We start from the raw sequence: 9,023 nt of genomic DNA, 5'->3' as shown, positions 1-9,023 counted from the left end.
GCCACCTTCGGCGGGGTGGGCGCGGAAGGGCTGCCCCGGTTCGACTCGTCCAGCGTGGACGCGCTGGCGGAACTGGTGGCGGAGCGCGGCTTCGTGCTGCCGGGGCTGGACTGCGGCGCCTGCGGGCAGCAGGACTGTGCCGGGTTCGCCCGCATGGTGGTGGCCCATCAGGCGGTGCCGGACGACTGTTGTTCCGTTGACGGGCCGCTTTCGGTGACGGTGAACGGGCACCAACTGGGGCTGAATCCCTTTGTTGCGCGCATCGTTTCCGGCTCGCTGAAGGGTATGCTGGCGGAACTGAAGGGCTATTCGCCGGGGGCGGAAGTGGTCATCCGCCTTGCGGAGTAGGAATTGCCGGGAAAGCATGTGTCCACTCTTGTGAAAGACAGTGGCTTTCATGCTCTAACAATGTGCAATCGTTCGCTAAAAAAATCACAAAAACCTGTGGTGAAATGCTGGACTCCTGCCGGGAACTCGACTAAGCAGGAATTGTGTCTGGTTGGTTGCACAGTTTGCGAGCCAGCCGGATGCACGCCGCCGCGACTGGCGCACTTGCCGCATTTGGCCGCGAGCCGAAGTGGCTGGCGCCGCGGCGACCGCGACATGGGAACTGCCGCCACGGCGTCCCCATGCTGGAGAGACGAGAGTACCCACGCCCCCAACGGCGGGCCGCCGCCCTGCCGGGGGCGATTTGAGAGACGAGAACAACGGGGCCAGTGCTCCCGGCCCCGCCGATCATGCCTGTTCGGTTCTCCCTCTTGCCCTGCGGGGCCAGGGACGCCCACACCCCTGGCCCCACCCTCTCCTCCCTGACGTCTCCTGCGCGAGCGGCACGAATTTTTCACATCGCCTGCCTCCACACGGCGAATCCGCCCTTGCACGGCCCGGTGAGTCGGCAGTCCCGGCCCGATACGCGACAGGCGGTGCGCGTCCGCCGCTTCCCGGTTCCGCCCCGGCGGAACAGGCGAGACGACGCAGGACAGGCCCGGTGCCCCGTGCACCGGGCCTGTTGCCTTTTCAGCGCCCCGGCTACGGGTACGGGCACGGCGCGCGTCCGGCGCACGTTCAACGCACGTCCGGCGAACGTCAGGGGGGCGGACGGCAGGGCATTCGCCCCTGCCGCACCCATCGTCAGGACGGAAACGGGGCGGACACACATGTGCCCGCCCCGTGGTGCGTTTGCGAATGTGGCGCGCGGCGGCGGTCAGCGTTTGCCGCCGTCCATCTGCTGGATGATCGACCGCAGCCGCTGGGCCATCTGCGCCAGGGCGCGCACGGCCTCGCTGGCCGCCTCCATGCCCCGTGCCGATTCGGTGGCCACGTCGTTGACCTCGGTGACGGCCCGGCTGATCTGGTCCGACGCCGCCGACTGTTCTTCGCTGGCGGCGGCGATGGACTGCACCTGCCCGGCGGTGTTGTCCGCGAACTGCACGATGCGCCGCAGCGCACCGCCGGATTCGTCGGCAAGGCCGGTGGCGTCGGCCACGGCCTGGGTGGCCGTGTCCATGTTGTTCACGTTGCGCTGGGCCGCCGTCTGGATGGCCGAGATGCGCGTTTCCACTTCCTTGGTGGCGTTGGTGGTCTTTTCGGCCAGCTTGCGCACCTCGTCCGCCACAACGGCAAAGCCGCGCCCGGCATCGCCGGCGCGGGCCGCCTCGATGGCGGCGTTCAGCGCCAGCAGGTTGGTCTGGTCGGCTATTTCGTTGATGACGTTGATGACCTCGCCGATGGATTCGGCGTCGCGCCCCAGCGACTGCATGTCGGTGCGCAGGCGGGTGGCGATTTCATGCACGCGCGAGATGGACCGTCCGGCGTTTTCCACCACCTGCGCGCCCTTCTGGGCTTCTTCGCGGGTGGACCTGGAGGCGTCGGCGGCCAGGGTGGCGTTGCGGGCGATCTCCATGACCGTGGCGTTCATCTGGTCCATGGCGGTGGCCGTTTCGGCCATGCGGGCGCGCTGCACCTCGGCCCCGACGGACACCTGGTGGGTCTGGGCTGCCAGTTCCTGCGAGGCGTCGGTAAGGTCGCCCGCGATGGCGGCGGCCTCCGCGGCCACGCGGCGCATGGTTTCCACCAGTGCGTTCACTTCCTGCTCGCGCGTGGTGGCCGCCTGCATGGCGGCGCTGGCCTGTTCCGCCTGATGGCGGGCCTCGTCGCCCTTGGCGGAGCAGTCGTGCAGGGTTTCCTTCAATCTATCGACCATGGCCGTCAGGTCGTCGCGCAGCAGGCCGAACTCGCCCACCATGCTGCCGCTGGCCGTGGCATCCAGCCTGCCTGACGCCACCTCGCGCGAGAAGGCCTGCAACGCGGCCAGCGACCGGGTGATGCCGGAAATCACGGCCAGCACGAACAGGGTGATCAGCACGCCCATGCCCGCCTCGATGACCGTGTTCACCGTCGTGACCAGGTCCGAGATTTCATCGGCCTTGTCTTCATAGGCCTTGCGGATGTCGGCCAGCGCCGGTTCCACGGCGCGGCCCGCCTGGATCATGGCGTCGGTTTCGGCCACCGTGCGGAACACCTCGTCCAGCGAGGCATTGTAGCGGGCCAGGGTGGATCGGCCCTTGTCGCACATGGCGGCGTTGCCGGGGTCCGCCGCCGCGATGCGTTGCAGCAGCGAGTCCACGGTGCCGATGTGCTTGCGGGTCTTGTCGGCCCACTGCTGTTCCTTGCGCATGAGGAAGTTCTTTTCCTGGCGGCGGGCCTGCAATAGCTCCGTGTTGGCGTCCACGGCCAGGGCGCGCAGTTCCAGGGCCCGGTCGACCTTGGCGGAACCCACCCAACTGGCGGTCACGATGGCGGCCAGGGCCACGAGAACGGAAACGAGCAGCAGGTACAGTCTGGTCTTGATCCCCATGAAGATGCTCCCCTTTGGGAAACGACGGCGGCGGCGACACGGTCCACTGTGGTGTGCGCTCGCTGCATCGGTTCAGGTTCAAGGGATCAGCAAGCTTCGTTCCATAATTCACATGACTTGGTTCGCTTGTTATTTCGGCATATTGGTTGTCTTGTGCAAGGTCTTGCTTGCTCCGTGTCGGGGAATGGGATAGCGCTGTGAAAAGTTTTGCAACATTTTGCATCGGGCGCGCTGTGCACCGTTGCACAATGCAGCGAACGCATGGCGAGCGGGCAAGGTGAGCCGGAAAGTGAACCGGGTAAGCGGGCTGGCCACGCGCATGCCGGACATGGCGGGCAGGGGAGAGGGAATGGCCGAAGGGACGACACGGGATATGGCCGCGACGTTGGAGCCGCTGCTGCAAGGGCTGTTCGAGCAGCCGGTGGCGGCGCGTACCCTGCTGGACCGCATTCCCCTGCCGTTGGCGCTGGTTTCCGCCGAGCGGCGGGTGGTGTTCCTGAACCAGGCGGCCTGCGCCCTGACGGCCATGCCGCGCGAGCGGACCCAAAACCTGCCGTGCCGTTACGTGTTCCGATGCAGCCTGTGCACCGGGGGCTGCCCGCTGGACGTGGTGGACAAGTCGCCCACGGCTGCCGTGGCCCCGGTGGCGCGCGAGGCGGACATCGTCAACGCCGACCGGGCGCGCATTCCCGTGCGGGTGACGTGCGGCGCGCTGACCGCCCCCGATGGCCGCAGGGTGGGCTACTTCGAAACGCTGGAGGACCTGCGCCTGTTCCGCCCGGCGGAGGCCCGGCCCGAGTGGCCGCAGGGCTTCGGCGACATGCTGGGGCACAGCCCGGAGATGGAGCGGGTGTTCCGGCTGCTGCCGGGTATCGCCCAGACGGATTCCTCCGTGCTGGTCACCGGAGAAACGGGCACCGGCAAGGATCTGCTGGCCGAGGCGCTGCACAATGCCTCCAACCGGGCCAAGGGGCCGTTCGTCAAGGTGAACTGCGGCGCCCTGCCGGAAAGCCTGCTGGAATCGGAGCTGTTCGGCCACCAGAAGGGCGCCTTTACCGGAGCCTCGGAAAACAAGCCGGGCCGCTTCCGGCTGGCCCACAACGGCACGCTGTTCCTCACGGAAGTGGGCGACTTGCCCCTGCCGTTGCAGGTCAAGCTGCTGACCTTCCTGGACGACAAGATCATCCATCCGCTGGGTTCCACGCGCGGAGTGCACGTGGACGTGCGCATCATGGCCGCCACCCACCGCGACCTGCGGCGCATGGTGCGCGAGGGGCGCTTTCGCGAGGACCTGCTGTACCGCCTGAACGTGGTGCGTTTTCACCTGCCGCCCCTGCGCGAGCGCGGCGACGACATTGCCCTGTTTCTGGCGCACTACCTCAAAGTGTATGCGGGCATGTTCGGCAAGCGGCTGGCCGGGTTCACCCCGGCGGCGGAGCGGGTGCTGCTGCAACACGCCTACCCCGGCAACGTGCGGGAATTGCGCAACATCGTGGAGTACTGCGTCAACGTGTGCCAGGACACCCACGTGGACCTGCCCCATCTGCCCCGCTATCTGCTGGAGGAAAGCGGCGAGCAGGATGCGTCCGATGAGGGCGGCGCCCGCGTTGGCCCGGGGGCGGGACAGGGGATGCGTGGGGAAGGCGCGCAGGCCCCGCGTGGCGGCGTCCCCGGAAGGGCGGACGGCCCTGATCCGGCGGGCACGGAATGGGCTGCAACCGGTATGGCCGTGGCGGGTTCCGGTGCTGCGGGCAAGGGGTATTCTGATCAGGGCGTACCCCCCGTCGGCGCTCCCCGTGGCGATGCCACATGGGCCGAGGCGGAGCGCCGCCTGATCATGGAGGCGCTGGTGCACGCACGCGGGCGGCGCGCTGCGGCCGCAACGGCGCTGGGCTGGGCGCGAACCACATTGTGGCGCAAGATGCGCCAGTACGGGTTGGATCAATGAGCGGCAACGACAACGGCATGGTGCCGTCCAGAACGGCAAGGCAAGGGGGGAGCGTGCGCGGCAACGTGCTGGTGGCCCTGCACCGCGACGCGGTGGCTCCCCGTTTCGACCGCGCCTCCGAGGCCTGGTTGGGTCGCATCGACAGCGAGGGCGGACTGGCGCGCTCGCGCACCATGGTGCTGGCCAACGCGTCTGCCGAGGAGTTGTGCCGGATCATCCTGACGGAGAATGTCACCATCGTGGTCTGTTGCGGCATAGAACAGGAATTCTACGACTACCTCACCTGGAAGCGCATCACCGTGCTGGATGGCGTGGTGGGTGGGCGTGATGCGGTCATCGGGGCGCTGCTGGCCGGTACCCTGAAGGCCAATGCCGTGCTGGGCGGGGTGTAGCGGCCTGCCGCCCGGCAACCACCACCGACGGCGGGGCCGGACGTTCACCTTTTTCCGCTCTTTCGCTGCCCGCCTGTCTGTCCCGCTCCTTCCCCCTTCCTCCCTTCCATCCTTTGCCAGCATGCATGACCGGTGTCCGGGGCCGTCGATTCGTGGGCGCCATGCCGTTCCGACCGTGGCGGGCGTCCTTGTTCGTTTTCGGTTCCTTCGCTGCGGCCCGTGCCGTGTGCTGCAAAATGTTTCATTCTGATGCAGCGAGTGCGCGCTGCCACGTTCCATGCTCGCCTTTGAGCTAGGGCTTTGGTTGCGCCTGTTCGTCAACATGCCGAACCCATGAGGAAAATGATGCTGGAATGGACATTGCTATGAATTTCACGATGTGTCTACGCCAGTGCGGGTGAGTACTATCTTCCTCTGCCCCTCTCCGCCCGGTTCGGCCAGTGTCCGGTCTGAACTGTGCTGAAGGGGCGCCCGGACCCGTGCTCCCGGGCGGGACACCTCGGCGCGGCAACAATCAACGTATCAACCGGTTAGCGAGACAAGGGCCGGTGCATCATGTGGATGACCTCGGTGCTGGTGTTCGATACCGATACGTCCTTTGCCCGGCACGTGGCCGAACTGCTGGGCGGCGGCGGCAGCGCCTGCGTGGTGGCGGCAGAGCCGGACGATGCCCGTCGCCTGCTGGCCACCGGCGGCTTCAGCGTTTTTCTGTTCGGCTGTGCCGAAGGCCCCCCCTGCCCCCTGGGGCTGCTGGATTCGGCGCGGCGGCTGGCCCCGCACATGGGGGTGATCCTGATGGTCCGCCCCGACCAGGTGCGGCTGTCCATCCAGTGCATGAAGCGCGGCATCGACGATGACATCCTGATTCCCTTCGACATGGATTCCATGTTGCGCAAGGTGGCCTCGGTGGCGCAGCGCCGTCGTCTGGCCCCCCCTTCACTGTCGGGGGCGGGGCACGACGCGCCCGGTTCGCGCGATGTGTCCTGACAGTGCGGTGCGCGTTGGCCATGCCGTTCGGCAAGGTGAAGGGGGGGCAGGGCGTACTGGTGCGGTGCTACCATGGCCGGATGCGGTCGCACCGGCATGTTGTGGTGCGTTGTCCGGATGCCGGTGCGTTGCCACAGGGATGTCACTGCGGCGTATAAGGGTATAGGCTCGCAAATGGCGACGGGCCAGCCTGTTCTCTTGCATTTGCTTGCGTCTGCGAACCCTGCGGGGTAGGGTATGGCGCCCCGCATCGTCGTGCAGCACAGGAGAATGCAACGAAATATGAACCCTCGTGTACTTGCGGACCTTAGGAAATTTCTGAAAGTTGCCGATCATACTCCCGGTCGGTTGCGGCTCAAGGTGGATCTTGCCGTGCTGCGGCACCCGGCCGCCGTGCAGTTGCGCGCCCTGACGCCGGAAACCTGGCCTGGGCTGCGCGGGACACGGTTTGACGTGTTCACCTCCACGCTCACGCTGGACTACGATCCTGCGGTGCTGCCGGGGGAACTGTTCGACGATCTGCTGGCGGCGCCCGACGATGAGCGGGCCGTGCAACTTGCGGTCAGGCTGTGCGGCACCACGCCAGCCTGACGGCAACGGTGATAATCATGTCGCGCATGCGGGGGCATGACTAGGCTTGTCAGGTAGCATGGTGCCGCCTGGGCAGAACGGGGTTGGGTTGGACAAGGGGCCGGATGGGGCATCGCCGCGTTCGAAAGCGTTTGTCCGAAGCATTTGCCTGAAGGGCTTGCCTTGCGCGTTTGTCGAAGGCGTTTGTCGGATAGGCCCCTGTGGCAGCGTCCGCCGAAACGTTCGGCCCGCGTGTCTGGCAGGCGAGCATGGCGGACGCATTCGGCCAGTCGTGTGCGGGGGGTGGGCCGGCCTGGCGACACACGGGATGGTGGTGTGGCCAACCCGCGCTGTCGTGACGTCAACGTTCCGGACGGGAGAAACACATGACGCTCGCCAAAAAGCTGATTCTGGGTTTCGGCCTTGTGCTCGTACTGCTGGTTGCCATGGGGGGCATTTCCTACAAGGCCCTGTCGGATGCCACGTTCGGCTTTACGGACTACCGGCGCACGGCGCGCGGCTCGCTCCTGAGCGGGGGCATCATGTCGAGCATGCTCCAGATGCGCCTGGGCGTGTTCAGCTACATGATTTCCTCGTCAGAGGCGGCGTTGCGCTCCTATGAAGACGCCCGCGCGGAACTGGCCAAGGGCCTGGACGAGGCGGACAAGTCCATCAAGAACCCCGATAGCCGCAAGCATCTGGCCACGGTGATCGAAGCCTTTGCCCAGTACACGGACGGGGTGGTCGAACTGCGCAAGCACGACCAGATGCGTCAGGCCGAAATCAACACACTGAACGGCATGGGGGCGCAACGCGTGCAGGCTCTCGCCCAGTTGGCGGAAGCGGCCCAGCGTGAAGGCGATGTGGTGGGCGCCGCCCGGGCGGAGGCCGTCCTTCGTGCCATGCTGGAACTGCGCGTGGCCGTGGTCAAGATGATGGCCGATACCGACGTGAAATGGCTGGAACAGGCCAAGCAGGACGCGGTACTGGTGAGCGAGGCCTTCAACCGGCTGGTGGCGGATGTGCGCAACCCCGCGCTGCGTGACCGCGCGCGGGAGTTGTACCAGCAGCGCACCGACTATTTTTCCGCATTCGAGCGCATGTCCGCCGCGGCCCTGAAGCGCGACGATCTGTTCCACAACCGTCTGTCCAAGCTCGGCCCGGTCATAGCTCAGGCCTGCGACGCCATCCAGAACAGTTACGAGACAGAACAGGGCGAGATCGGGCCCCGCGTGCAGGCATCCAACGAGCAGGCCCAACTGCTGACCGGCGCCATTGCCCTGGTGGCGGTGGCGGCGGGCGTGGTCATTGCATGGCTGCTGATCCGCGTGGTCATGGCCCAGTTGGGGGCGGACCCAGCCGCACTGGCCGCCATCACCCGGCGCATCGCCGCGGGCGACCTGGACGTGTCGTTCAACGCGGGCAGCGGCAGGCTGCGCGGCGTGTACGCCGACATGAAGGACATGGTGGACGGCCTTGTCTCGGTGATCACCGAGGTGCGCTCCGGTGCCGAAAACGTGGCCTCCGGCAGCGAGGAACTTTCCGCCTCGGCCGAAACCCTGTCCCAGGGGGCCACCGAGCAGGCCGCCGCCATTGAAGAAATATCTTCGTCCATGGAAGAAATGGCGGCCAACATCCGCCAGAACATGGAAAACGCCCGCCAGACGGAAACCATCGCCATGCAGGCCGCCACCGACGCGGAAGGCGGCGGCAAGGCCGTGGGCGATACCGTGGGCGCCATGCGCGAGATCGCGGCCAAGATTTCCATCATCGAGGAAATCGCCCGCCAGACCAACCTGCTGGCCCTGAATGCGGCGATCGAGGCTGCCCGCGCCGGTGAACACGGCAAGGGGTTTGCCGTGGTGGCGGCGGAAGTGCGCAAGCTGGCGGAACGCAGCGGACAGGCCGCCGCCGAGATCAGCGAACTGTCGTCCTCCAGCGTGGCCGTGGCCGAGCACGCGGGTGATATGCTGACCAAGATGGTGCCGGGCATCCGCCGCACCGCGGAACTGGTGCAGGAGATCGCCGCTGCCAGCAACGAACAGAACGTCGGCGCGGAACAGGTCAACAAGGCCATTGCCCAACTCGATCAGGTCATCCAGCAGAATGCCTCCGCCTCGGAAGAAATGGCGTCCACGTCCGAAGAACTGTCCAGCCAGGCCGAACAGTTGCAGGCCACCGTCTCGCGCTTCCGCGTGGCGGCGCTGGACGACGGCCTGGGGCGCGCACCGCGTCGGGCGCAGCCCAAGGCGGCCCCTCGCGCCATTGC

General features: G+C 66.8%; 7 protein-coding genes. 6 read left to right on the top strand and 1 reads right to left on the bottom strand.

From position 1 onward, the window contains the following. On the top strand, positions 1–348 hold a 348-nt coding region (locus FVW27_RS01460), incomplete at its 5' end, for a (Fe-S)-binding protein (RefSeq protein ID WP_279586586.1). Between the two features lie 856 nt (positions 349–1,204). On the opposite strand, the gene FVW27_RS01455 is transcribed toward FVW27_RS01460, so the two are convergent. Next, positions 1,205–2,857 (bottom strand): methyl-accepting chemotaxis protein, encoded by a 1,653-nt coding sequence (locus tag FVW27_RS01455; RefSeq protein WP_167122112.1) that lies wholly within the window; start codon positions 2,855–2,857, stop codon positions 1,205–1,207. Positions 2,858–3,134: 277 nt separating this feature from the next. On the opposite strand from FVW27_RS01455, the gene FVW27_RS01450 reads away from it, so the two are divergent. From FVW27_RS01450 to FVW27_RS01430, 5 genes are all read left to right on the top strand, one after another. Then, positions 3,135–4,805 (top strand): sigma-54 interaction domain-containing protein, encoded by a 1,671-nt coding sequence (locus tag FVW27_RS01450; RefSeq protein ID WP_341806029.1) that lies wholly within the window; start codon positions 3,135–3,137, stop codon positions 4,803–4,805. Beyond that, positions 4,802–5,197, top strand: a complete 396-nt coding sequence (locus FVW27_RS01445) for a dinitrogenase iron-molybdenum cofactor biosynthesis protein (RefSeq protein ID WP_167122110.1) — start codon at positions 4,802–4,804, stop codon at positions 5,195–5,197. Before FVW27_RS01450 ends, FVW27_RS01445 begins: the two co-directional genes overlap by 4 nt. A 555-nt stretch (positions 5,198–5,752) precedes the next feature. Then, entirely contained in the window at positions 5,753–6,184 is a 432-nt protein-coding gene (locus tag FVW27_RS01440) for a DNA-binding transcriptional response regulator (protein WP_167122108.1), read from the top strand. Positions 6,185–6,466: 282 nt separating this feature from the next. After that, positions 6,467–6,775, top strand: a complete 309-nt coding sequence (locus FVW27_RS01435) for a hypothetical protein (RefSeq protein ID WP_243838137.1) — start codon at positions 6,467–6,469, stop codon at positions 6,773–6,775. Between the two features lie 365 nt (positions 6,776–7,140). After that, the coding region (locus FVW27_RS01430) for a HAMP domain-containing methyl-accepting chemotaxis protein (RefSeq protein ID WP_167122106.1) at positions 7,141–9,023 on the top strand (1,883 nt) is incomplete at its 3' end.

The organism is Nitratidesulfovibrio liaohensis (genome assembly GCF_011682075.1).
In the GTDB taxonomy this organism is placed as follows: domain Bacteria; phylum Desulfobacterota; class Desulfovibrionia; order Desulfovibrionales; family Desulfovibrionaceae; genus Cupidesulfovibrio; species Cupidesulfovibrio liaohensis.
Note: the sequence above shows the minus strand (reverse complement) of the source record. Positions and strands in the feature narration are given on the sequence as shown.